Origin of the sequence: Pseudomonas sp. VS40 (genome assembly GCF_018587885.1) — a bacterium.
Lineage (GTDB): Bacteria > Pseudomonadota > Gammaproteobacteria > Pseudomonadales > Pseudomonadaceae > Aquipseudomonas > Aquipseudomonas pergaminensis.
In genome coordinates, this window is sequence record NZ_JAGYWD010000006.1 from 150,989 (window position 1) to 172,999 (window position 22,011).

Here is a 22,011-nt window from a genome sequence, read left to right on the forward strand (position 1 = left end):
GCCTTCTCGCCGAGTGACCGCGCCGTTCATGAATACCCTTGCCCAACTCAAGGCCGGCCAATTGGCCGGCATCACGCGCCTGGACCTGTCCTGCGGGCTGACCGAATTCCCCCGGGAAATTTTCGAGCTGGCCGACACCCTGGAAATCCTCAACCTCAGCGGCAATGCCCTGAGCAGCCTGCCGGACGACCTGCACCGCCTGCCGCACCTGCGCGTGCTGTTCTGCTCGGACAACCTCTTCACCGAGCTGCCAGCCAGCCTGGGCCAATGCGCCAAGCTGAGCATGATCGGCTTCAAGGCCAACCAGATCAGTCACGTGCCCGCCACCGCCCTGCCGCCGCTGTTGCGCTGGCTGATCCTGACCGATAACCGCATCAGTCAGTTGCCGAGCGAACTGGGTGAACGGCCGCTGCTGCAGAAACTGATGCTGGCCGGCAACCAACTGGACCACCTGCCGGAAAGCCTGGCCAACTGCCACAACCTTGAGTTGCTGCGCATCGCCTCCAACCGCTTTACACATTTGCCCGAGTGGCTGCTGGCGCTGCCCAGCCTGACGTGGCTGGCGTATGCCGGCAACCCGGTGGAAATGGCAGTGGAGGTGGCGGGCGATGACGCCACGCCAGATATTCCCTGGTCCGAATTGGAACTGGCCGAAGTCCTCGGCGAAGGCGCTTCCGGTGTCATCCGCAAAGCACTGTGGAAACCGTCAGGCAGACCTGTCGCCGTCAAACTGTATAAAGGCAGCATCACCAGCGACGGCTCGCCGCTGCACGAAATGCAGGCCTGCATTGCTGCTGGACTGCACCCCAACCTGATCAAGGTCGAGGGCCGCGTGGTCGGCCACCCTGACGACCAGGCCGCGTTGGTGATGGACCTGATCGACCCGAGCTACCGCAACCTCGCAGCCCTGCCGAGCCTGGCCTCGTGTACCCGCGACATCTACGAAGCGGGCACTCGCTTCAGCCTGGCGGTGGCGCTGCGCATGGCACGTGGGATCGCTTCGGTGGGCGCGCACCTGCACCGGCACGGCATCACCCATGGTGACCTGTACGGCCACAATATCCTGTGGAATGAAGCGGGCGATTGTCTGCTGGGGGATTTTGGCGCAGCGTCGTTTCATGCGATGGCGAACACGGTGGAAACCAGGGCGTTGCAGCGCATAGAAGTGCAGGCGTTCGGGATTTTGCTGGGGGAACTGCTGGAACGGGTTGAAGGACAGGTGAGCAGTGAATTAGTCGAGCTGCAAAAAAGATGCTGTCAGCGCGACGTGCTGGCACGGCCGAGCTTCAACGAAATAACACACATCCTGTAGGAGCCGGGCTTGCCGGCGATGGCGTCCTTGAAGCCACCATCGCCGGCAAGCCGGACTCCTACAAGGCATTGTCAGTCAGCACGTAAGCGTCAGCCAGCCAACCCGACAAACATATCCTGCACGTCATCGTGGTTGTCCAGGCCTTCGAGGAAGGCTTCGACTTCCGCCATCTGCTCATCGCTCAAACCGCTCACCGGGTTCTTCGAGAGATAGCCCAGCTTGGCCGACAGCACGGTGAAACCCTGCTCCGGCAAGGCTTTCTGCACGGCGTCGAGGTCGGTGGTCTCGGTGATGAACAGGGTGGTGCCCTCTTCTTCACCGTCTTCGAAATCCTGGGCACCGGCTTCGATAGCGGCCATTTCCGGATCGGCATCCGGGCTGTCCGGCGAGGCTTCGATCAGGCCGACGTGGTTGAAGTCCCAGGCCACGGAGCCGGAAGCACCGAGCTGGCCCTTGCGGAACGCCACGCGGATTTCCGCCACGGTACGGTTGATGTTGTCGGTCACGCACTCGACGATCAGCGGCACCTGGTGCGGGGCGAACCCTTCATAGGTCACGCGGTGGTATTGCACGGTTTCGCCGAGCAGACCGGCGCCTTTCTTGATGGCGCGGTCCAGGGTTTCCTTGGGCATCGAGGCTTTCTTGGCCTGTTCCACGACCAGACGCAGGTGAGCGTTGGTGGAGGTGTCCGCGCCGTTGCGGGCGGCGATGGTGATTTCTTTCACCAGCTTGCCGAAGATCTTGCCCTTGGCATTGGCTGCCGCTTCTTTATGTTTGACTTTCCACTGTGCGCCCATGACTCACTCTCTTTTCGTCCATCGCGCCGAAACGTCTACTGGCCGGCGCTTTGGGGGCAGAGTTTATAGCGCAAAAACACTCTAATCCACCAAAAAACCGGCCAGGCCTTCAGGTGCGCAGGGGGTTGATCGCCACACTGCGGTCCGGCACGAAGTCGCCCGCCTGGGCCAGTACCGCCGGTCTGGCGTTCCAGTAAGGCATCAGCACCAGGGCGGAAAACAATGCGGCGCCGGCAAACACAATAAAGACCGTCACGGTGTCAAAGTAACCCGGCAACAAGCCGCCGAGGATCGCGCCGACCGAACCACAGCCGTTGACGAAGCCAGCCGCCGTGGCGCCCGCCTTGGCGGTACCGAAGTCAATCGCGGCGGTGCTGCTGATCATCGAGTCCGGCCCGTACAGGGTCAGGCCCATCACGAACAGCAAGGCCATCACCAGCATCACGCTTCCGGTGTGCAACGCGCCCATGAACAACGCCAGGGCCACGGTCAGCGCCAGCAGGCTCAGCACACAGGCGGGCATGCGCCGGGCACCGAACAGTTTGTCGGAGGCCAGGCCGATCATGATCGGCCCAAGCAGCCCGGCCAGCTCGAACGCCGTGGGCACAATCGCCGCCCCGACCTTGCCCACCGATGGCATTTGCTCATAGACGATCACCGGCCCCCACAACAGGATCGCGTAGCGCGCCGGTTTCAGCAGGAAATACGCCAGCCCCAGGGTCAGCACCGTGCGGTTGCGCAGGATGGCGCGCAGCGGCTCCAGCATGCTGATGCGTTTTTCGGCGGCAGCCTGCTCTGCGGTCAAGACGGGCTCCGGCTCTACCGCGGGCAAGCCCACATCCTGTGGTGTGTTGCGCTGGAAGATGAAGAACAGTACCGCCACCACGCCCACCACCGCCGCGCTGGAGATAAACGCTGCGTGCCAACTGCCGACCAACGTGTAGGCCCACCACCCGGCGAAGGGCGACGCCACCAGTCCACCAAACGCGTAGCACGAACTCCACAAACCCAATACCCGCCCGCGCTGCTGCGCCGGGAAGAAGCTACCGAGGTTCTTGCAGAGCCCTGACCAACCGGTGGACTGCGCCAGCCCCTGGATCAACATGCAGGTGACAAAGATCGGCAAGGTCGCAAACGTGCCCATCACCAACGCGGCCGCTGCCGAAATCAGCAAGCCGCCCAGCACCACCACCCGTGGCCCGAAGCGGTCGGCCAGCATGCCCCAGGTGAATTGCCCCACGGCATACGCCGCCAGGTAAAGGCCATCGAGGTTGGCCATCATCATTTTGTCGAGGGGGAAACTCGGGTCGTCACCGATCCCCAGCTTTGCAACGGAAAATGCTTTGCGCGTGAAATAGAAGGCGGCGTAGGCCAGCCAGGTGATGGCAAAAATCTGCACGCGCCAACGCTTGATGCTACCCATAGGGATATTCATGGTGGTTCTGACCTCAGGTGTGAGTGTGCCGGCAGAATCGAAAACAAATGCCTGTTTTTTTATTGTTGAGCACTGCAATGCCTGGCCTTGTAGGGCGCGGCATTGGTCAGATGAGCCCTGTTTGCCAGGACCCATGGTCACCGCAGTTGTAGGACTCAACCTACGGCGACTGGGGCGTATCAAAGCAACGGCTGACTAATAGGTAAAATCGATTTATCGTATTTCAAATATAAGCTCAGCTTGTAAGAGGATCTGCGATGTCGGTTTCCCACGCCCAACTCAAAGCCTTTCATGCCGTGGCACTCCACGGCAGTTTCACCCAGGCCGCCGAGCGCCTGTTCCTCACCCAACCGGCGATTTCCGACCAGGTTCGCAAGCTCGAAGAACGCTTTGGCGTGCTGCTGTTTCATCGCAATAAACGCTCAGTGCGCCTGACCGACCTGGGCGAGCGGCTGCTGGCCATCACCCAGCGCCTGTTTGTGATCGAGGCCGAAGCCGAAGAGTTGCTACAAGACTCTCGCGCCTTGCAGACCGGCACCCTCACCCTGGCGGTGGATGCTCCCGTGCACTTGCTCCCGCAGATCGCACGTTTCTGCCAACGCTACCCAGGGATCAGCGTGAAGATCGAAACCGGTAACACCGACGAATCGCTGTTTCGCCTGTACAACTACCAGGCCGACCTGGCCCTGCTCGGGCGCGACGTCGACGACGAACGCCTGCTGTCTCTGCCCTTGCCCGACGGCCAGTTGCTGGCCTTTGTCGCACGCAACCACCCCTGGGCCGGACGAGCATCCATCTGCCTCGCGGACCTGGACGACACGCCGCTGGTATTGCGCGAAATTGGCTCCGTGACCCGTCAGACGCTGGAACAAGAGATGAACCAGGCCGGGCTGCGCATTCGCCCGGCGATCCAGGTCGAAGGCCGTGAAGCGGCGCGCGAAGCGGTGGTGGTGGGGATTGGGGTGGGTGTGGTTTCTGCCGCGGAGTTCGGCGCCGACTCACGGGTGTATGCCATGCCGATCCGCGATTGCAGCCAGCGGATGAAAGAGACCCTGGTGTGCCTCAAGGAACAGAGTTCACGCCGGGTGGTGGCGACCTTTCTCGACATCGTGCGCGACAGCCTTCAACCCGGCGCCAGCTCAAAGAACGCCTGAATCAAGCGCAGCGACCGGCGCCGCTCCATGCAACCGAGCATATGCCGGTTTACCAGGCCCTCCCCCTGGATCGGCACCGCCTGCACCCGGGGGTCCTGGCTGACCTCCATGGACGAAACCACGCCAACGCCCAACTCGGCCGCAACGGCCTCGGTCACCGCCTCACGGCTGTCCAGCTCCAGCAACACCTTGGGCTGCACGCCGGTGGCGGCACAGGCGTCGTCGAAGGTGCGCCGGGTGATCGAGCTGGGTTCTCGCAGCACCATGATCACCGCATCCAATTGCGCCAGGCGAATCCCCTTGGGCTGCAGCGTCCAAGGGTGCGCGGCCGGCACCAACGCGCAGATCCGCGACTCGCTCAACGGTTGCAGGTGCAGGCCATTGCGCGGCTCCACTTCCGTGAGCACCGCCACGTCCGCATGCTCGGACAACAACGCCGCCAGGGTTTCCTGGGCGTTGCCCAGGCGCAGGTTGACGGTGATGCCCGGGTAACGTGCGCGCAGGCTGGCGATCATCGGCATGACCAGGTGCGGCCCGTCCGCCGCGACTTCCAGGCGCCCGGTGAGCAACTGGCGGTTGGCCTCCAACAAGGTCTGTGCCTCGTCCACCAGGCCGAAGATCGCCCGGGTGATTGCCGCCAGGCGTGCGCCCTCTTCCGTCAGCTCGACCCGTCGCGCGGTGCGGCGCAGCAGCGGGATTTGGTAGTACTCCTCCAGTGCCTTGATGTGCCCGGTCACCGCCGGCTGGCTGATGAACAGCCGCGCGGCGGCACGGGTAAAACTGCCCTCACGGGCCACGGCATCGAATGCACGCAATTGGAACAGGTTCATAGCTATCGGCCTCACTGATAGCTCGCATAACAACAAACAATTTGATTGATAACAAGCCAAACTGCAATTTAAGCGCCGTAGCTTCAACCCCCGATGCCTTGCGAGGACTTGAGATGACCACTGCCGCGCCCATCCTGCTGACCCCCGGTCCCCTGACCACCTCCCACCGCACCCGCCAGGCCATGATGGTGGATTGGGGTTCATGGGATGACCGTTTCAACCAGCTCACTGCCAGCGTGTGCGAGCAATTGCTGGCGATCCTTCACGGCGAGGGCAGCCACCACTGTGTGCCCCTGCAAGGCAGCGGCACCTTCGCGGTGGAAGCGGCCATTGGCACCCTGGTCCCGCGTGACGGCAAAGTACTGGTGCTGATCAACGGCGCCTACGGCAAGCGCCTGGCGAAAATCTGTGAAGTCCTGGGCCGCGATTTCAGCACCTTTGAAACCGCCGAGGACGAACCCACCACCGCCGCCGATGTGGACCGCCTGCTGCAGGCCGACAAGGCCATCACCCACGTGGCGCTGATCCACTGCGAAACCAGCACCGGCATTCTCAACCCTCTGCCGGACATCGCCCAGGTGGTTAAAAACCACGGTAAACGCCTGATCATCGACGCCATGAGTTCGTTCGGCGCGTTACCCATCGACGCCCGCGAAGTGCCGTTCGACGCGCTGATCGCTGCCTCCGGCAAATGCCTGGAAGGCGTACCGGGCATGGGCTTCGTCTTTGCCGACAAGCAGGCATTGGCTGCCGCCCAAGGTCACTGCCACTCCCTGGCGATGGACCTGTTCGACCAGCACAGCTACATGGCCAAGACCGGCCAATGGCGGTTCACGCCGCCGACCCACGTGGTGGCGGCCCTGCACGAGGCGCTGCTGCAATACCAGGAAGAAGGCGGCTTGCCCGCGCGTCATAAACGCTACGCCAGCAACTGCCAGGCGCTGCTCGACGGCATGGGCGAACTGGGCCTGCGCAGCTTCCTGCCAGCAGATATCCAGGCCCCGATTATCGTCACCTTCCACGCGCCCCAAGACCCGCGCTACCAGTTCAAGGACTTCTACGAACGGGTCAAGGCCAAGGGTTTCATCCTGTACCCGGGCAAGTTGACCCAGGTGGAAACCTTCCGCGTGGGCTGCATCGGCCATGTCGACGCGGCAGGGATGCGGGCGGCGGTCAAGGCGATAGCCGACGTGCTGCAAGAAATGGAAGTACTCGAGATTTGACTCCCCCGTGTAGGCGCTGGCTTGCCGGCTCCTACAGTGCCCCTATGACCCACAGGATTTGTAACCATGAACTATCAAAACCCCAACACCCTCCAGGCCGTGATCCTCGACTGGGCCGGCACCGTGGTCGACTTCGGCTCGTTCGCCCCCACGCAAATCTTTGTCGAGGCCTTTGCCGAGTTCGACGTGCAAGTGTCCATCGAAGAAGCCCGTGGGCCGATGGGCATGGGCAAGTGGGACCATATCCGTACCCTCTGCGACCAACCGCAAGTCGCCGAACGCTACCGCAAGGCCTTCGGCCGCACGCCCACCGACGATGACGTGACCGCCATCTACCAGCGCTTCATGCCGTTGCAGATCGAGAAGATCGCCGAACACTCGGCCCTGATTCCTGGCGCCCTCGACGTCATCGCCCGGCTGCGCGTGCAAGGCATCAAGATCGGCTCCTGCTCCGGCTACCCCAAGCAAGTGATGGACAAGGTCGTCGCCCTGGCCGCCACCAATGGCTATATCGCCGACCACGTGGTCGCCACCGACGAAGTACCCAACGGTCGCCCCTGGCCTGCCCAGGCCCTGGCCAACGTGATCGCGCTGGGCATCGATGACGTGGCGGCGTGCGTGAAGGTCGATGACACGGTGCCGGGCATTCTCGAAGGGCGCCGTGCCGGGATGTGGACCGTGGCCTTGACCTGCTCCGGCAATGCCCTGGGCCTGACGTATGAACAGTTCCGCGCCCTGGACAGCACCACCCTGGATCGCGAGCGCAAGCGTATCGAGACTATGTTCGAAGGCTCGCGCCCGCATTACTTGATCGACACCCTCAACGACCTGCCCGCCGTCATCACCGACATCAATGCGCGCCTGGCCCGTGGGGAAATGCCGCAAAGCCACTGATAGAGGTCAACACAACGGCACTTACGCCAGGCAAAGCGCTCAAAACCGGCATACAGTTAAAGGACTCCATCGCCAAAGAATGGAGGTTTGCCCTGATGAGTGAGGAACCCAGCAATGCCGTGGAAAAACTCCGATACGCGCTACAGCACCATGTCGATCGCGTTGCACTGGTTGATGGTGGTGCTGCTGGCGGTGGTCTACGCCTGCATTGAGTTACGCGGCCAGTTCCCCAAAGGCAGCGGTGCGCGCACATTGATCGTCGAGATGCACTTTATGTTTGGCCTCACCGTGTTTGTGCTGGTGTGGCTGCGGTTGTTCGCACGCAGCCTGGGGGTGGCACCGAAGATCGTACCGGCACCGCCGCAATGGCAAAGCCTTTTGGCGATCCTGATGCACTTCGCACTCTACGCGTTGATGATCGGCATGCCGATTGCCGGTTGGCTGATCGTCAGTGCCGAGGGCCATTCGGTGATGTTCTACGGGATGGAATTGCCGCCGTTGATCGGTGAGAACAAGGACCTGGCCAAGCAGATCGAAGGCTGGCATGTGTGGTTCGGCAAGGTCGGTTATTGGCTGATCGGGCTGCATGCACTGGCGGGGATTGCCCATCACTACATCCTGCGGGACAACACGGCGTTGCGCATGATGCCGGGTGGGAGCCGGCTTGCTCGCGAAGGCGGCGGGCCAGCCACCAAATCTGCTGAACGATAAACAGCATTCGCGGGCAAGCCCGCTCCCACAGGGGGCATTCGTTAAGCTTCAAACCCTCGGCGGCCTTGGAGGCCGCCGGTGTGGACGAACACCAGGCGAGTACCGAGTGCGAAGCGCCCGGCCTCGATCTGCATCTTCAAGGCCAGTAACGCCTTGCCGGTGTAGAGCGGCTCCAGGGGCAAGCCACAAGCCTGTTGCGTGGCGTCGATGAAGTCGAGCAGCACCGGGTCGACTTTGGCGAAGCCACCTCGGCTGGCGTTCAGCAGCTCATAGCCGCCCTGCACGAGGGCGTCGACGTTCTGTGCCACGCCGTGGTCATCCGGCACCGCCATGGCGCCATACACCGGGTGCGCGCCCGCCTCTGCCAGCGCCAGGCCCGCCAGCGTGGTACCCGTGCCGGCGGCCAGCCACCAGGCGTCGTAATCCGCCCAGCCCACGCGGTGTAACTGCGCACGCACCTGCTCGACCAGCACCGCACACCCCAAGGCACCCGCACGGCCTCCGCCGCCTTCGGGCACGGGGTGCAGGTCGGGATACTGCTCGCGCCATGGCCGCCAGAAACCCGGTTCATGCCGCGCGCGATAGCCGCCATAGCCCAGCCAATGCAGTTGCATGCCGAAGGCTTTCAGGTCTTGGATTGTGGGGTTGTCTTGAGGATGACCACGCAGCAGGCCCACCGTGGGAAAACCGAAACGCTTCCCCGCTGCCGCCAGCGCATGCAGATGGTTGGAGTAGGCACCGCCCAGGCTAATGATGCCGCGCGCATCTTGCGCCTGCGCCAAGTGCCCGGTGAGCTTGAACCACTTGTTGCCGCTGATCAGCGGGTCGATGCGGTCCAGGCGCAACACGGCCAGCTCGACACCTTTCAGCCAATCCAGGCGCAAAGGTTCAAGCGGTGCGTGGGGAAGCCAATCGAAGGGACCCATCGGGAGGGATCTGCATGAAAAACGGGGCGGTAGTCTAACACCGCCCCGTCCGGGGTCTTACAACTCGGCCGCGAGACGCGAGCCTTGGTTGATCGCGCGCTTGGCGTCCAGCTCGGCCGCCACATCGGCGCCGCCGATCAAGTGCACGTTCTGGCCGGCCGCGACCAGGCCATCCTGCAGTTCGCGCAGTGGGTCCTGGCCGGCGCAGATGATGATGTTGTCCACCGCCAGCACCTGCGGCTCGCCCTCGGCGCCAATGCGGATATGCAGGCCTTCATCGTCGATCTTCAGGTACTCGACGCTGTTGAGCATCTGCACCTGCTTGTTCTTCAGGCCGGTACGGTGGATCCAGCCGGTGGTCTTGCCCAGGCCATCGCCGACTTTGGAGGTCTTGCGCTGCAGCAGGAACACTTCACGCGCCGGTGCATGGGGTTGCGGCTTGATCCCAGCCACACCGCCACGGGCCTCCAACTGGGTGTCGATGCCCCACTCCTTCCAGAACGCTTCGCGGTCCAGGCTGGTGGACACCCCCTGGTGCACAAGGAATTCCGACACGTCAAAACCGATACCGCCCGCGCCAATCACCGCGACGCGCTTGCCGACGGGTTTACGCGCCAGGATCACGTCCAGGTAGCTCAGCACCTTGGCATTGTCGATCCCTGGAATCGCCGGGGTACGCGGGGCAATGCCGGTGGCCAGGATGATCTCGTCATAGCCGCCTGCCGCCAACTGCGCCACGTCGACGCGGGTGTTGAGGCACAGCTCCACGTGGGTGGTTTGCAATTTGCGCTTGAAGTAGCGCAGGGTTTCAAAGAACTCCTCTTTGCCCGGCACACGCTTGGCGATATTGAACTGACCACCGATCTCGCTGGCCGAATCGAACAGCGTCACCTGATGGCCGCGCTCCGCCGCCACCGTGGCCGCCGCCAGACCGGCAGGGCCGGCGCCGACCACGGCGATCTTCTTGATGTGCTGGACTGGCAGGTAGTTAAGCTCAGTCTCGTAGCAGGCCCGCGGGTTGACCAGGCAGGTGGTCAGCTTGCCACCAAAGGTGTGGTCCAGGCAGGCCTGGTTGCAGCCGATGCAGGTGTTGATCTCATCGGCGCGGCCGGCGGCGGCCTTGTTGACAAACTCCGGGTCAGCCAGGAATGGGCGCGCCATCGAGACCATGTCGGCATCGCCTTCGGCCAGGATCTGCTCGGCGATTTCCGGGGTATTGATGCGGTTGGTGGTGATCAGCGGAATCTGCACCGCACCGCGCAACTTGGCGGTGACTTTGCTGAACGCGCCGCGTGGCACTTTGGTGGCGATGGTCGGGATGCGCGCTTCGTGCCAGCCGATACCGGTGTTGATGAGGGTCGCACCGGCGCCTTCAATGGCCTTGGCCAACTGCACGATTTCTTCCCAGCTGCTGCCGCCTTCCACCAGGTCGAGCATCGACAGGCGGAAGATGATGATGAAATTCGGGCCCACGGCGTCACGCACGCGGCGCACGATTTCCACGGCCAGGCGCATGCGGTTTTCGTAGCTGCCGCCCCAACGGTCGGTGCGATGGTTGGTGTGAGCCGCGAGGAACTGGTTAATGAAGTAGCCTTCGGACCCCATGATTTCCACGCCGTCATACTCGGCGACCTGGGCCAGCAGCGAGCAGGTGACAAAATCCTGGATCTGCTTTTCGATACCCTCTTCGTCCAGCTCCTTAGGCTTGAACGGGTTGATCGGCGCTTGAATCGCACTGGGCGCAACCTGCTTGGGGCTGTAGGCATAACGGCCGGCATGAAGAATCTGCATGCAGATCTTGCCGCCCGCCTTGTGCACCGCCTGGGTGACGATCTTGTGCTTCTGCGCTTCTTCGTCGGTGGTCAGCTTGGCGGCGCCTGCATACACGCCGCCCTCGTCATTGGGGCCAATACCGCCGGTCACCATCAAGCCAACGCCGCCACGGGCGCGCTCGGCAAAATAGGCCGCCATGCGTTCGAAACCGCCGGGTTTCTCTTCCAGGCCGGTGTGCATCGAACCCATCAGGGTACGGTTGCGCAAGGTGGTAAAACCCAGGTCCAACGGGGCCAGCAGGTGCGGGTAGGCAACAGCGGTCATGGTCAAGCTCCACAACGGATCATCACGGGACGTGGAAGGCTCGAATGGCCTGCCATCGGTTTATGTCCCACAGACTAAGAGGCGGTGGACGACGGCTCAATGACTGAAACTGACAACTTATTGATCCAAATGCACAGCGCCCCTTGGCAAGGCCGCCCATGCGCCCTACCCTAGTCGGCGAACCCTGCACACGGTCTGTTGTCTGTTCCCCCATGCGTAAACTTCTGATTTTCACCATCACCATGGCCCTGGTTGCCGCCATCGCCGCGTATCTGGTCTGGACCCAGGAGCGCCCCGTGGGGCATTACCTGTCGGACCTGCGTATCACACTGGCCGTCAACGAAGGCCTGCCTGCCGACCGTGGCAACTTGCTGGGCATCCAGCCGGAGTTGTTTCCCGCCGACTACCAGAGCCTGGAACGCCTGCACCTGAAGCTCGCGGCCTACCTGCAAAAAGCCCGTGACCAGGGGCTGATCAATGACAAGACTATCGTGGTGCTGCCCGAACATATCGGTACCTGGCTGATGCTCACCGGCGAAAAGAACGAGGTGTACCAGGCCCTCCACGCCAAAGAGGCGATGAATTGGCTGTCGGTCAGCAACCCGCTGCTGTTCGCCCGCGCCTGGATCAGTGCCACGGGCGACAACCGCACCGACGACGCCTACCTGCGCATGAAAGCCCAAGACATGGCGCGGGACTATCAGGTGTTGTTCGGCGGCCTGGCCAAGGAATTCGGCGTTACATTGGTGGCCGGTTCCATCACCCTGCCGAACCCGAGTGTGAGCCAGGGTCAACTGCAGGTCGGCCATGGCGCGCTGTATAACGCCAGCGTGGTATTTGCCGCCGATGGCTTGCCGATCGGCGACCCACAGCGCCAGCTCTACCCGATCTACGATGAACGCGGCTTTATCCAGCCCGGCGACGAAAACGTCGTCAGCGTGGTCGACACCCCGGCCGGGCGCCTGGGTGTGCTGGTCGGCAGCGACAGTTGGTACCCGGACAACTACCGCAAACTCAACGAGCAAGGTGCGCAGTTGATTGCAGTGCCGGCCTTTGTGCTCGGTCGCGATACCTGGGACCGCCCTTGGCGCGGGTTCAAAAGCGTGTCCACCCCGACCGAAATCAGCCTCAAGCCCGAAGAGCTCAGCGAGGGCGAGGCCTGGCGTCGGCTCACGCTGATCAGCCAGCCCCCCATCAGCCAGGCCAGCGCCGGCATGAGCGTGTTCCTGCGCGGGCAGTTCTGGGACCTGGGCACCGCCGGGCACAGCTTTCTCAGCAGCAATGGGCAAATCAGCGCCGATGGTGAAGCCCGTGGCGCACGCCTGTTGAATATCTGGCTGTGAAACCGGTCCGGCTGGGGGATCTGTCGGTGGGCTTCGTGCACACCCTGGCCGATGCCATCCACAGCCACGGCCTGGACCCACAGCCGCTGCTGCTGCAATACGGCCTCGACCCGGCGCGCCTCGCCGAGGCCGGCGCACGCTTGTCGATCCCACGCTACATGCGCCTGGGCCATGCGGCCATCCAGCTCACCGGCGACCCGGGCCTGGGCTTGCGCATGGGCCAGCTCAGCCGCTTGAGCCAGGCCGGGCTGGCCGGCGTCACCGCCGCCCAGGCGCCCAACGTACGCGAGGCGGCGCGCGCATTGACGCGCTTCGAGGCGCTGTACGGTTCCAATTATCGCGGGCAGTCGAGCTTTGTCGAAGATGCCGAAGGCGCCTGGCTGCGCTTCTATTCCATCAGCCCCTACAACGCCTACAACCGCTTTGTGGTGGACTCGATCATCGCTGGCTGGCTGCATCAATTGTCGAGCCTGGCCCAGCAACCGGTGCAAGCGCAGCGCATCGAAATCGAATTTGAAGCGCCGGACTACAGCGAAGACTACGAAGCGCTTGGAGACGTTCACTTCGGCGCCGACGCCAATCAATTGCGCCTCAACCAACACACCCTGGCGCTGCGCAACCCGCAGCACTGCCCAAGCACCTGGCAATTGCTGTTACAGCTGTGCGAAAGGGAATTGGAGCAGTTGACGCGCACCCGCAGCCTGCGCGAGCGCATTACCCGTTTGCTCGGGCCGATGCTCAATGGCGGCCGGGAACCCGACCTGGAAGAAGTGGCGGCACGCCTGAAGCTGCCCACCTGGACGCTGCGCCGCAAACTGGCCGAAGAAGGCACTCAGTTCCGCGCGATTCTCAACGATACCCGCCGCGACCTGGCCATGACCTACATTCGCGATACGGAATTGGCGTTCGGCGAGATCGCCTACCTGCTCGGTTTTGCCTCGGCCCAGGCGTTTCAACGGGCCTTCAGGCGATGGAACAACCAGACCCCAGGGGAATTTCGCCGCAGTCAGCGGCATTCCGCCTGAAGTCGGTCTTACAGCTCTGTTGCATCGTCAGCGGGTTCCAGCGGGTCCGACTCAATCGCGTGGTACTCGAGCAGTTCTTCCTGGTAATCGTCCATGCCGGACTCCTTCTTGATGTTAAAAGCGGCTGCTGATTAATGACCTGCACAGCCAGCCTAAAGTGCCGTCATGACGAAAAAATGTCGACGCCATGACGTTCCTGCGCTCAAGGTTTAAACGTAGCAGCGTTGCAGGGATTTAGCACCCGGCCATCGAGACACTATTGCAATCATTGCAATTGCAATCACATACAGATTTCCATTAGGGTAATGGCATTCGTCGCCAGGTGACCCTCTCCATGACCACCGCTACCGCACACGCCGCGCAGCTTTGCATCGACGCCTTGAGTGCTGCCACGCCCGCCAGCCGCTCACCGCTGTACACCGTGACAAGCATGGCCGACACCCTCGAATTCAGCCGTCAGGCCTGGGTGATCCGCGGCCAGTCACGCTCGCGGCGCGTGGGTCATTGGCCTAGTTGGTTCGCCCGTAATACCGTCGAAAAACCCTTGCTGTACCTGCACACTGCGCAGTCGTCGGCGCAGTTGAGTGCGCTGTCCGACGCCGCCCACCAGCGCGGCATCTTGTGCAACGACATCGAAAACCAACCCTCCCGGTGGCCCAAGGGTGCGCAGCCTTCCCTGCCGTTATGGCTCGCCACCCACCCGCGCTGCACGCCGTATGACCCGGCCTCCGGCGAGGAAGCCCGAGCGATTGTGCTGGCAGCGTTGCGTAGCCTGTATGTCGACGGCAAGCCCGGGTTCTATTACCTGGCCCTGCATGATCATGAAAGCGCGGCGCCCCTGAGTGAGCAGGACCGAGAAGCCGCACTCAAGGGCATGTACCGACTCCAACCTGACACCCCTGCGGATGTGCGCCTGCTCGGCTCAGGCCGGGCGCTTGAAGAGGTGCTGCAGGCCAGGCAGCTGTTGGAACAAGACTGGGACATCACCGCGCAACTGTGGAGCTGCCCCAGCTACACACGACTGGCCCGCGAGGCTGGCGCGGCTGAACGCTGGAATCGCCTGCACCCCGGGCTGTCCAAGCGCAGCTGCCATCTGCGCGATTGCCTGGCCGGGAATGCAGCTCCAGTGATTGCAGTGACCGGCTATCCGCAGGCGATTGTCGATCAGTTAGCGGCGCACGTGGATGCACGCTTTGTGGCGCTGGGCGCGGGGTCGGTGCAGGCGGCGGCGCCGAGTCGGTATTGGATCGTGGTAACGGCGCTCAGGGCATTGGCGGATGAAGGGCGGATCGACGCACGGCAGGTGCAGGCCGCGATGAATCGCTATGCAGTCGAATGCGCTGGACTGTAGGAGCCGGCTTGCCGGCTCCTACAAGGTTTTCGTGGGGCTTTAGGTTTTGCGGCGGCTGCGGGTCTGGACGCCGGCATCCATCGCCAGCCCGGCGGTGCGCTCCAGTGCGTCGGCAAAGCACTGGCGTTGCTCGGGATCGATCTGTGACAGGAACAGCTCATCCACCGTGCTTTCGTAGATCTTCCACATCTTTTTACGCAGCACCCGACCGGCCTCGGTGATCGAGGCAAACGCTGCGCGGCCGTCGCCGTCGGAGCGGGAACGCACCACCAGGCCGTCCTTTTCCAGGCGGTCGACCAGGCGGGTGAGGTTGTAGCGCTCGATGGCCAGCACATCGGCCAGTTCGTGCATGCGACGGGTACCGTCGGGGCCGCTTTCCAGGCCCCACAACGCGTCATACCAGGCATAGGGTGGCAGGCCCGCCTCTGCCAGGCGCCGCTCGATTTCGCGGATGACCGTCCTGTGGGCCCTGACAAAACGGAACCATACATCCGGCTCTTTCGACGACATGCAACACCATCCGGGCAATTTCAAGAAGGTTGCAATAGTAGCTCATCCCGCGCTAGATTCGGTCATGTAGTTGCAACTGCAATTACATTTGCCGGCACTCCCACAAGGAGCCCGCCACTTGAAATCCGCCTACCTTGGAGCCTCACATGACCCCGAACAACGCAGTCAGACGCGATGACGATCCACAGGAAACCCGCGAGTGGCTGGACTCCATCGAATCGGTGCTGTCCACCGAAGGCCGCCCGCGCGCCCACTACCTGATCGATCAGTTGCTGGATTTCGACGTGGCGCGGCATGGCGACTTCTACGGGCGGGTGACCACGCCCTACGTCAATACAATCCCGGTGGACCGTCAATTGCCCTACCCTGGCAACCTGGCCATCGAACGCCGTACCAATGCGTTTATCCGTTGGAACGCCATGGCAATGGTGTTGCGTGCAGGCAAACACTCAGGCGTCGGTGGGCACATCGCGACCTATGCGTCAGCCGCAGTGCTGTACGACGTAGGTTTTGATCACTTCTTCCGTGGCCGAACCGACAGCTTTGAGGGCGACCTGGTGTACATCCAGGGTCACTCCTCCCCCGGCATCTACGGCCGCGCCTACCTGGAAGGCCGCATCAGCGAAGCGCAACTCGACAACTTCCGCCGCGAGGCCGGTGGCGACGGTATTTCGTCCTACCCACACCCACGGCTGATGCCGGACTTCTGGCAATTCCCTACCGTGTCCATGGGCCTCGGCCCCATCACCGCCGCTTACCAGGCGCGCTTTATGCGCTACCTGGAATTGCGCGGCCTCAAGCAACACCAGGGACGCAAGGTCTGGGCCTTCCTCGGTGATGGTGAAATGGATCAGCCGGAATCCCTGGCCGCCATTTCCCTGGCCGGGCGCGAGAAACTCGACAACCTGATCTTCGTGGTCAACTGCAACCTGCAACGCCTGGACGGCCCCGTGCGCGGCAACGCCAAGGTGATCCAGGAGTTCGAAAGCCTGTACCGCGCCGCCGGCTGGAACGTGATCAAAGTGATCTGGGGCAGTGGCTGGGACGCGCTGCTGGACAAAGACCAAAGCGGCCTGCTGCGCCAACGCATGATGGAATGCGTGGACGGCGACTATCAGAACTACAAGTCACAGAACGGCGCCTATGTACGCGAACATTTCTTCGGCAAGTACCCGGAATTACTCGCGTTGGTTGCGGACATGTCCGACGACGAAATCTGGAAACTCTCACGGGGTGGACACGACCCGGACAAGGTCTACAACGCCTATGCGGCTGCCGTGCGCCATGGCGGCCAGCCCACTGTGATCCTGGCGAAAACCGTCAAGGGCTTCGGCATGGGTGAGGCCGGCGAAGGCCAGAACATCAACCATCAATTGAAGAAAATGGGCGCCGATGCGGTTAGAGCATTCCGCGATCGTTTCGACCTGGACGTCGCGGACGACCAACTCGCCGACATCCCCTACCTCAAGCCCGCGGCCGACAGCGAAGAAGCCCGCTACTTCGCCGCTCGCCGCCAGGCCCTGGGCGGCTACGTACCGGCGCGCCACAGCGTGGTCGAACCCTTGCAGATCCCCGAACTGGCCGCCTTCGCCACCCAGCTCAAGGACACCGGCGAACGGGCAATCTCCACCACCATGGCCTTTGTGCGCATCCTTGGCACCCTGCTCAAGGACCCGCACCTGGGCAAACTGATCGTGCCCATCGTGCCGGATGAGTCGCGTACCTTCGGAATGGAAAGCCTGTTCCGTCAGATCGGCATCCACTCGGCCGTAGGCCAGCTCTACACCCCGCAGGACGCAGGGCAACTGAGCTACTACAAGGAAAGCAAGGACGGACAGATCATGCAGGAAGGCCTGAATGAATCCGGCGCCATTTCCTCATGGATCGCGGCGAGTACGTCCTACAGCAACCACGCTGTGATGACCGTGCCGTTCTATATTTTCTATTCGATGTTCGGCTTCCAACGCGTTGGCGACCTCGCCTGGGCGGCAGGCGATGCGCGGGCGCGCGGCTTCCTGCTGGGGGCCACGGCAGGCCGCACCACGCTGATGGGCGAAGGCTTGCAGCATGACGATGGGCACAGCCATATCCTGTCGTCAGTGATCCCTTGCTGCGTGTCCTACGACCCGACGTTTGCCTACGAGCTGGCGGTAATCATTCGCGAGGGCATGCGGCGGATGTACGTGCAGCAAGAGGACATTTACTACTACATCACCTTGCTGAACGAAAACTACCCGCACCCGGCAATGCCCGAAGGTGTGGAGGACGGCATTCTCAAGGGTATGTACCGGCTCAGTGCCAGCACGCAGGCCCAGGTGCAACTGATGGGCAGCGGCTCAATCCTGCGCGAAGTGATTGCGGCGGCCGAGTTGCTGCACAAGGACTTCGGCATCCACAGTAATGTATGGAGCACAACCAGCCTCACCGAGTTGCGCCGTGACGGGCATGCCGTGGAGCGCTGGAACCTGCTGCACCCGCAGAGCGAGCCAAGGGTGAGCTACGTGGAGCACTGCCTGGCCAGTGAAACAGGGCCGGTGGTGGTGGCGACGGACTACATGAAGCTGTTTGCCGATCAGATTCGCCCCTTCGTTCCCGGCCGGCGCTTTGTGGCGCTGGGCACGGACGGTTTTGGGCAATCGGACACCCGTGAAACCCTGCGGGCGTTCTTCGAAGTGGACCGGCATTTCATCGCGCTGGCGGCCTTGAAGGCCTTGGCGGATGACGGCGTGATCGGACGCGAGAAAGTCAGTGAAGCGATCAGCCGCTACGGGATCAACGTCGACAAGGTCGACCCCGTAGCAGTCTGAGTTACTGCGCAGGCGTCGGCAGGGGCGGAATCGCTTCTGTCGGCGCAGGCAAGTCCGGGTTGCTGGTGGCCGGTGCGGGTTCTGCCTGCGGCGCAATCGGCGCGGCCTCGGCAGGTGGCGTGACGGGCTGGGAGACAGGCTGCGGGGCGGCAGGCTCTTCCTTCGGCGGCTCGACTTTCTCGGTAGCCGGGGCGGCCTTGGGTTCCGGCACCCCCAGCTCGGCTTTCGGTTGCTCGGGGATATGCTCGGCCTTCTTCACTTCCTGTGGCAGGAACACATCAACCAGCGAAAAATAACGCTCGTAGAATTTCGGCGCCGAAACGGTCTCGCTCGCCACCTTCACCATCGAGTCATCGGTGGAGCCGATCGGCATCGACACCGAACCCAACACCCCAACCCCCAGGCTCGCGGAGTTGTTGACCTTCTTCAGCGCATAGCGATCCTGCAAGGCGTTGGCGAACATCGTCGAATGGTTGGTGCCTTTGCCATCATCGGCACACACCACGTTGAAGCTGATCTGCAAGTGGGTTTCGCCGGTCTGCTGGAAGCTCTTGTTACCCACGACCAGTTTCGGGTCGCTGCTGGTGATGATGTAGCCCTGGCTCAGCAAGGCGCGCCGTGCGGCTTCACACGCGGCGACGTCAGTCACCGGGTAATCCCGGGAAAACGTACCGGAGTCGTCGAAATTCTCATGTTCATAAATAGCGGTCTTGGGTGACGAGCAGCCCGCGGCGCCCGCCAACACCAGCGCCAACCCGAGGCTACGCAAGTGAAATGATGTCGACATTGAAAATCCTGAGGAAAACGGTCCGGGCGGTATTGTGCAACAGAACGAGGCCTTGGCGCGCGCATTCCTGTCGGTAAAACGTCACAGCCTTAGATTGCACCACTCGCAGGAAAAAGCCCTGCGCACATATGCTCAATAAACACGCGCAATTTGACCGAGGCATGGCGACTTGATGGCCATAACAGCCAGAAACTGCCCCGATGTTCCAGGTGGTCATCCAGCACCCGTTGCAGGCGCCCGTCGGCAACGGCCTGATTGACCATGTAGTCCGGCAGGCAGGCGATCCCCAGCCCTTCATGCACCACGTGGTTGAGGGACTCGATGGTGGTACTGACCAACGGGGCGCGCAAGACAGGTTCCGAGGCGCCGGCAGCCAGGCGCAACGGCCAGGGCTCCAGCTTGCCCGTGGCGCAGAACTTGTGACGCAGGCAGGCATGCTCGCTCAACTGCTGCGGCAGTCGCGGGGTGCCATGCTCGCGGAAATAGGCCGGGGTGCCCACCACTACCAACTGGTAATGCCCCAGGTGACGCGCCATAAGGCGCGAATCTTCCGGCTTGCCCGTGCGAATCACCGCGTCGAAACCTTCTTCGATCACGTCCACCATGCGGTCGGAGAAATCCACATCCAACTCGATCTCCGGGTAAGCCCGCATGAAATCGCTGAGCACCGGCATTAACAAGCCGCGCACTTGCGGCACGCTGATGCGCAACTTGCCTCGGGGCGTGGCGCTGGCCTCTGTCAGTTCGCGCTCGGCGGCTTCGACTTCGGCCAGGATACGCCGCGAACGCTCAAGGAACAGCGCTCCCTCGCTGGTCAAGGTGATGCTGCGGGTGCTGCGGTGAAACAGCCGCACGCCCAGGCGCTCTTCCATCCGCGCGATGCTCTTGCCGACGGCCGACGATGACACACCCAGTACACGCCCTGCGAGGGTGAAGCTGCGCGTCTCCGCCACCTGCACGAATACCGAAAGGCTGCCCAAGTTGTCCATGATCTCTCACAATGATTACGGACGCCTACGTCCGATAAGTTCGGAACCTTAGCCTGTTTTTCCGCGGACAACAGCCCCCTACTCTGCCTGCTTGCCCTTTTGCATGGATAGAGTGTGATGACTTCCCTCACCGATTCCCCCGTGACCGCTCAAAAAGACACCCTGCCGCTGGGTGGTTTGCTGGCCTTGGCCAGTGCCGGTTTTATTACCATCCTTACCGAAGCCATGCCCGCCGGCCTGCTGCCGCAAATGGGCGAAGGCCTGGGCGTGTCGCCCGCACTGGTTGGCCAACTGGTGACGCTGTATGCCCTGGGCTCACTCGTCGCCGCCATCCCGCTGACGCTGTTGACGCGCGGCTGGCGCCGCCGGCCGTTGTTGCTGGTGGCCATTGGCGGCTTCGCCCTGGTCAACAGCGTGACCGCGCTTTCCAGCCACTATGGGCTGACCCTGGTGGCGCGCTTCTTTGCCGGCGTGTTCGCCGGGCTGCTGTGGGCATTGCTGGCGGGGTATGCCAGCCGGATGGTCGCGCCACACCTGCAAGGTCGAGCCATTGCAGTGGCGATGCTGGGCGCCCCGCTGGCGCTGTCGTTGGGTGTGCCCGCAGGTACGTTTCTTGGCGCCGCCGTTGGCTGGCGCCTGAGCTTTGCACTCATGACCGGCCTGACGCTGTTGCTGTTGATAGGGGCGCGTCTGCAACTGCCGGATTTCGCCGGCGAACAGGCCGGAAAACGCTTGGCCCTGCATCAAGTGCTGAGCTTGCCGGGTATTCGTCCGGTGCTGTGGGTGACCTTTACCTACGTACTGGCCCACAACATTCTCTACACCTACATCGCCCCATTGCTGGTGCCCGCGGGCATTGCCGCCGACATCGACCGCGTGCTGCTGGTGTTCGGCCTCGCCGCGCTGTTGAGCATCTGGCTGGCCGGTGTGTTGATTGACCGGTGGTTGCGTGCACTGCTGTTGATCAGTTGCGCGCTGTTTGGTTTAGTCGCCTTGGCCCTGGCGTTCTGGATGAACCTGCCAGCGGTGATCTACCTCACCGTGGCGTTATGGGGCCTGGCGTTCGGCGGCCTGCCGGCCCTGCTGCAAACGGCGCTGGCCAAATCGGCCGGCGAGTCAGCTGACGCCGCGCAATCGATGCTGGTGACCGTGTGGAACCTGGGCATCGCAGGCGGCGGCCTGGTGGGTGGTGTGTTGCTCCAAGGCTGGGGCGTCGGCGCATTTGCCTGGGCGGTTGTGCTGCTGATGCTACTGGCCCTGGCCGGCGCGTCACAGGCGGCGCCCCAACAACTGGCCCGGCCACCCTTCAAGGTCGAACGTTGAAATACGCTGATACCCGCACGCCTCGTAAAAACGCACCAGGTCGCCCGTGCCGCCGGCGTAACAGTCCACGCGCAGGCGGTTGACCCCGGCAGCGCGGGCACGCTCATCGGCGAAAGCCAACAGCTGCCGACCCAACCCACGCGCACGGGCATCACGTGCGGCGATCAGCAAACGCACATAGACTTCCGGCTCAGACGCCGGCGGCACGTAAGGCATGGGCTCGCCCAGCACGAGTGCCGCCAGCACCCGTCCTTCAGGCGTTTCAACCACCCAGGCACCAGGCATGCCACACGCGTCCGTGACTTGCGCGACCCGCCGGGGCAATGCGGACCAGGGCTCGGTGCCCCATTGAGCGTTATTACCCATCCCGACAAACCAGGCAATTACCTCGTCAAACACCTGCAGCACGGCCGGGGCATCCGCTGCGCTGGCACGACGGATCACCCAGCCTTCTTTTCCTTGAATAGACACGCTTGAGACTCCTGGGTCGGCGATAA

Annotated in this window: 19 protein-coding genes; 10 read left to right on the forward strand and 9 right to left on the reverse strand. The window is 62.8% G+C overall.

Annotated elements, in window-relative coordinates; all coding sequences use genetic code 11:
• Positions 1-28: 28 nt before the first annotated feature.
• The gene (locus KHP07_RS19000; RefSeq protein WP_214497760.1) at positions 29-1,312 is read left to right on the forward strand and encodes a protein kinase; all 1,284 of its coding nucleotides are present in this window, start codon (positions 29-31) and stop codon (positions 1,310-1,312) included.
• Positions 1,313-1,401: 89 nt separating this feature from the next.
• Here KHP07_RS19000 and KHP07_RS19005 read toward each other — a convergent pair whose 3' ends face one another.
• Entirely contained in the window at positions 1,402-2,109 is a 708-nt protein-coding gene (locus tag KHP07_RS19005; RefSeq protein ID WP_028616915.1) for a YebC/PmpR family DNA-binding transcriptional regulator, read from the reverse strand.
• A 109-nt stretch (positions 2,110-2,218) separates the two neighbouring features.
• Positions 2,219-3,544 (reverse strand): MFS transporter, encoded by a 1,326-nt coding sequence (locus KHP07_RS19010; RefSeq protein WP_099492937.1) that lies wholly within the window; start codon positions 3,542-3,544, stop codon positions 2,219-2,221.
• Between the two features lie 257 nt (positions 3,545-3,801).
• Here KHP07_RS19010 and KHP07_RS19015 point away from each other — a divergent pair, with 257 nt between their 5' ends.
• On the forward strand, positions 3,802-4,698 hold the full coding sequence (locus KHP07_RS19015) for a LysR substrate-binding domain-containing protein (protein WP_078049262.1): 897 nt from the start codon (positions 3,802-3,804) through the stop codon (positions 4,696-4,698).
• On the opposite strand, the gene KHP07_RS19020 is transcribed toward KHP07_RS19015, so the two are convergent.
• Entirely contained in the window at positions 4,668-5,528 is an 861-nt protein-coding gene (locus tag KHP07_RS19020; RefSeq protein ID WP_078049263.1) for a LysR substrate-binding domain-containing protein, read from the reverse strand. The two genes, KHP07_RS19015 and KHP07_RS19020, sit on opposite strands and share 31 nt — an antisense overlap.
• 113 nt (positions 5,529-5,641) lie before the next feature.
• Here KHP07_RS19020 and KHP07_RS19025 point away from each other — a divergent pair, with 113 nt between their 5' ends.
• The 3 genes from KHP07_RS19025 (at position 5,642) to KHP07_RS19035 (ending at position 8,356) form a co-directional block, all read left to right on the forward strand.
• Complete coding sequence (locus KHP07_RS19025; RefSeq protein WP_099492938.1) at positions 5,642-6,751, forward strand: 2-aminoethylphosphonate--pyruvate transaminase; 1,110 nt, start codon at positions 5,642-5,644, stop codon at positions 6,749-6,751.
• Between the two features lie 66 nt (positions 6,752-6,817).
• On the forward strand, positions 6,818-7,645 hold the full coding sequence (gene phnX, locus KHP07_RS19030; RefSeq protein WP_214497761.1) for a phosphonoacetaldehyde hydrolase: 828 nt from the start codon (positions 6,818-6,820) through the stop codon (positions 7,643-7,645).
• A 114-nt stretch (positions 7,646-7,759) separates the two neighbouring features.
• Entirely contained in the window at positions 7,760-8,356 is a 597-nt protein-coding gene (locus KHP07_RS19035) for a cytochrome b (protein WP_214497762.1), read from the forward strand.
• Between the two features lie 41 nt (positions 8,357-8,397).
• On the opposite strand, the gene KHP07_RS19040 is transcribed toward KHP07_RS19035, so the two are convergent.
• Positions 8,398-9,282, reverse strand: coding sequence for a 1-aminocyclopropane-1-carboxylate deaminase/D-cysteine desulfhydrase (locus KHP07_RS19040; RefSeq protein WP_214497763.1), 885 nt, complete (start codon positions 9,280-9,282; stop codon positions 8,398-8,400).
• Positions 9,283-9,339: 57 nt separating this feature from the next.
• On the reverse strand, positions 9,340-11,379 hold the full coding sequence (locus tag KHP07_RS19045; RefSeq protein ID WP_214497764.1) for an NADPH-dependent 2,4-dienoyl-CoA reductase: 2,040 nt from the start codon (positions 11,377-11,379) through the stop codon (positions 9,340-9,342).
• A 212-nt stretch (positions 11,380-11,591) separates the two neighbouring features.
• On the opposite strand from KHP07_RS19045, the gene KHP07_RS19050 reads away from it, so the two are divergent.
• From KHP07_RS19050 to KHP07_RS19060, 3 genes are all read left to right on the forward strand, one after another.
• Positions 11,592-12,722: a carbon-nitrogen hydrolase family protein gene (locus tag KHP07_RS19050; RefSeq protein WP_078049269.1), complete on the forward strand. Its 1,131-nt coding sequence runs from the start codon at positions 11,592-11,594 to the stop codon at positions 12,720-12,722.
• Positions 12,719-13,747, forward strand: a complete 1,029-nt coding sequence (locus KHP07_RS19055) for an AraC family transcriptional regulator (RefSeq protein ID WP_078049270.1) — start codon at positions 12,719-12,721, stop codon at positions 13,745-13,747. Before KHP07_RS19050 ends, KHP07_RS19055 begins: the two co-directional genes overlap by 4 nt.
• A gap of 334 nt (positions 13,748-14,081) precedes the next feature.
• Positions 14,082-15,098 (forward strand): transketolase-like TK C-terminal-containing protein, encoded by a 1,017-nt coding sequence (locus KHP07_RS19060; protein ID WP_214497765.1) that lies wholly within the window; start codon positions 14,082-14,084, stop codon positions 15,096-15,098.
• 39 nt (positions 15,099-15,137) lie between these two features.
• Here the strand turns inward: KHP07_RS19060 and KHP07_RS19065 are convergent, their stop codons facing one another.
• On the reverse strand, positions 15,138-15,608 hold the full coding sequence (locus KHP07_RS19065) for a MarR family winged helix-turn-helix transcriptional regulator (protein ID WP_214497766.1): 471 nt from the start codon (positions 15,606-15,608) through the stop codon (positions 15,138-15,140).
• A 146-nt stretch (positions 15,609-15,754) separates the two neighbouring features.
• Here KHP07_RS19065 and aceE point away from each other — a divergent pair, with 146 nt between their 5' ends.
• The gene (gene aceE / locus KHP07_RS19070; protein ID WP_099492942.1) at positions 15,755-18,415 is read left to right on the forward strand and encodes a pyruvate dehydrogenase (acetyl-transferring), homodimeric type; all 2,661 of its coding nucleotides are present in this window, start codon (positions 15,755-15,757) and stop codon (positions 18,413-18,415) included.
• Between the two features lies 1 nt (position 18,416).
• Here the strand turns inward: aceE and KHP07_RS19075 are convergent, their stop codons facing one another.
• Both KHP07_RS19075 and KHP07_RS19080 read right to left on the reverse strand, forming a co-directional pair.
• Positions 18,417-19,202 carry a DUF2242 domain-containing protein gene (locus KHP07_RS19075; RefSeq protein ID WP_078049274.1) on the reverse strand — a complete coding sequence of 262 codons (786 nt, stop codon included), beginning with the start codon at positions 19,200-19,202 and terminating at the stop codon, positions 18,417-18,419.
• Positions 19,203-19,291: 89 nt separating this feature from the next.
• Positions 19,292-20,191, reverse strand: coding sequence for a LysR family transcriptional regulator (locus KHP07_RS19080; RefSeq protein ID WP_214497767.1), 900 nt, complete (start codon positions 20,189-20,191; stop codon positions 19,292-19,294).
• 117 nt (positions 20,192-20,308) lie between these two features.
• On the opposite strand from KHP07_RS19080, the gene KHP07_RS19085 reads away from it, so the two are divergent.
• Complete coding sequence (locus KHP07_RS19085; protein ID WP_214497768.1) at positions 20,309-21,514, forward strand: MFS transporter; 1,206 nt, start codon at positions 20,309-20,311, stop codon at positions 21,512-21,514.
• On the opposite strand, the gene KHP07_RS19090 is transcribed toward KHP07_RS19085, so the two are convergent.
• Complete coding sequence (locus KHP07_RS19090; protein ID WP_352152409.1) at positions 21,461-21,985, reverse strand: GNAT family N-acetyltransferase; 525 nt, start codon at positions 21,983-21,985, stop codon at positions 21,461-21,463. The genes KHP07_RS19085 and KHP07_RS19090 overlap by 54 nt on opposite strands.
• Positions 21,986-22,011: the final 26 nt, after the last annotated feature.

Coding starts and splice junctions, on each gene's coding strand:
- KHP07_RS19000 (WP_214497760.1), top strand. CDS start 29: ATGAATACCCTTGCCCAACTCAAGGCCGGCCAATTGGCCGGCATCACG.
- KHP07_RS19005 (WP_028616915.1), bottom strand. CDS start 2,109: ATGGGCGCACAGTGGAAAGTCAAACATAAAGAAGCGGCAGCCAATGCC.
- KHP07_RS19010 (WP_099492937.1), bottom strand. CDS start 3,544: ATGAATATCCCTATGGGTAGCATCAAGCGTTGGCGCGTGCAGATTTTT.
- KHP07_RS19015 (WP_078049262.1), top strand. CDS start 3,802: ATGTCGGTTTCCCACGCCCAACTCAAAGCCTTTCATGCCGTGGCACTC.
- KHP07_RS19020 (WP_078049263.1), bottom strand. CDS start 5,528: ATGAACCTGTTCCAATTGCGTGCATTCGATGCCGTGGCCCGTGAGGGC.
- KHP07_RS19025 (WP_099492938.1), top strand. CDS start 5,642: ATGACCACTGCCGCGCCCATCCTGCTGACCCCCGGTCCCCTGACCACC.
- phnX (WP_214497761.1), top strand. CDS start 6,818: ATGAACTATCAAAACCCCAACACCCTCCAGGCCGTGATCCTCGACTGG.
- KHP07_RS19035 (WP_214497762.1), top strand. CDS start 7,760: ATGCCGTGGAAAAACTCCGATACGCGCTACAGCACCATGTCGATCGCG.
- KHP07_RS19040 (WP_214497763.1), bottom strand. CDS start 9,282: ATGGGTCCCTTCGATTGGCTTCCCCACGCACCGCTTGAACCTTTGCGC.
- KHP07_RS19045 (WP_214497764.1), bottom strand. CDS start 11,379: ATGACCGCTGTTGCCTACCCGCACCTGCTGGCCCCGTTGGACCTGGGT.
- KHP07_RS19050 (WP_078049269.1), top strand. CDS start 11,592: ATGCGTAAACTTCTGATTTTCACCATCACCATGGCCCTGGTTGCCGCC.
- KHP07_RS19060 (WP_214497765.1), top strand. CDS start 14,082: ATGACCACCGCTACCGCACACGCCGCGCAGCTTTGCATCGACGCCTTG.
- KHP07_RS19065 (WP_214497766.1), bottom strand. CDS start 15,608: ATGTCGTCGAAAGAGCCGGATGTATGGTTCCGTTTTGTCAGGGCCCAC.
- aceE (WP_099492942.1), top strand. CDS start 15,755: ATGACCCCGAACAACGCAGTCAGACGCGATGACGATCCACAGGAAACC.
- KHP07_RS19075 (WP_078049274.1), bottom strand. CDS start 19,202: ATGTCGACATCATTTCACTTGCGTAGCCTCGGGTTGGCGCTGGTGTTG.
- KHP07_RS19080 (WP_214497767.1), bottom strand. CDS start 20,191: ATGGACAACTTGGGCAGCCTTTCGGTATTCGTGCAGGTGGCGGAGACG.
- KHP07_RS19085 (WP_214497768.1), top strand. CDS start 20,309: ATGACTTCCCTCACCGATTCCCCCGTGACCGCTCAAAAAGACACCCTG.